This is a genomic window from Campylobacter sp. 2018MI34 (genome assembly GCF_016598975.1).
Taxonomy (GTDB): domain Bacteria; phylum Campylobacterota; class Campylobacteria; order Campylobacterales; family Campylobacteraceae; genus Campylobacter_D.
Genome location: NZ_JAENKS010000061.1, coordinates 1 through 755, shown reverse-complemented (window position 1 = coordinate 755; position 755 = coordinate 1). Strand labels below are relative to the sequence as shown.

The window sequence follows — 755 nt, the reverse complement described above, 5'->3', positions numbered from 1 at the left end:
ACAGGAACCATAGGACAAAAAGATGTAGATGTTCAAACACACGGCATCACCATTGAAAATGGTGGAACTATTACTTCTAAAAATGGTAGCGGTATTTTAAATACTGATAATGGAATCATCTATGGTAATATAGTAAATAATTCAAATAATGATTTAACCTTAAAAAATGATTCTAGTGCAACCATTACAAGTGGTGTTACTAATAAAGGTAGCGGAACTATCTTCGTAAATAATCAAGGAACTATAGATAAAAATGATCAAGGACATAACTTAACCAATGAATCTACTGGTAGCATAGTCATAGAAGATTGGCTTGTAACTTCAGATGAATCAGGTAACTTAGATACTATAGTTGTAGGTGGAAATGGTTCAGGTAATGTAAGTGCAGATAATATAACCATAGATGAAGCTAATCTTGATCTAGATAATCTTGATGATATAAGTGATGTTATCAGTGGAATTGATAAAGGTAATGTAAGCAATGTAACAACTAATGGTAGTGGAGATATAAACTTAATCTATGATCCTACAACAGGAAAGATTTATCAAAGCTTTAACCTTAATGCCTCTATATCAGGCGCAACCTTTAGATCTTTAGTTTCTACTACAACAAGAAGATCAACCTTTATTGATAATGTTATGGGTAATTCTATGCAAAGCTTTTATCTAAGCTCTTCAAGTAGAGCTCAAAGAATGGCTATGCAAGAAAAAGGTAATTTATACTCTGATGCAAGTGATTATATAAAGAGTGATTT

The 755-nt window shown here is 31.7% G+C and carries 1 pseudogene; it reads left to right on the top strand.

The features are described 5' to 3' along the window. A pseudogene (locus JG676_RS07715) lies at positions 1–755 on the top strand (hypothetical protein); the annotation flags it as partial.